This is a genomic window from Vibrio sp. 10N.222.49.A3 (genome assembly GCF_041475145.1).
Taxonomy (GTDB): Bacteria; Pseudomonadota; Gammaproteobacteria; order Enterobacterales; family Vibrionaceae; genus Vibrio; species Vibrio tasmaniensis_A.
Genome location: NZ_JBFRVM010000320.1, coordinates 1 through 330, shown reverse-complemented (window position 1 = coordinate 330; position 330 = coordinate 1). Strand labels below are relative to the sequence as shown.

Genomic DNA, 330 nt, shown 5'->3' with positions numbered 1-330 from the left:
AAGTGTTTGGGGTGATCTTTCTTGATAGTCAGCATCGAGTTTTACGCACTAAAGAGATGTTTAACGGCACCATTGACGCCGCCTCCGTTTACCCGCGTGAAGTGGTTAAAGAGTCACTGGCCACAAACGCAAGTGCAGTCATTTTTTATCATAACCATCCCAGCGGTGATGCCACACCCAGTCAAGCCGATCGACGTATTACTCGACGACTGACCGATGCGTTAGCCTTGGTTGATATTCGAGTACTCGATCACTTTGTGGTGTCTTTTGAAGATGTGGTGTCGTTTGCGGAGCGTGGTTGGATATAACCATTAGTGAAAAATGTCTCTC

The 330-nt window shown here is 47.0% G+C and carries 1 protein-coding gene; it reads left to right on the top strand.

The features are described 5' to 3' along the window. On the top strand, positions 1–308 hold a 308-nt coding region (locus tag AB4589_RS25360; protein ID WP_372101953.1), incomplete at its 5' end, for a JAB domain-containing protein. Positions 309–330 lie beyond the last annotated feature (22 nt).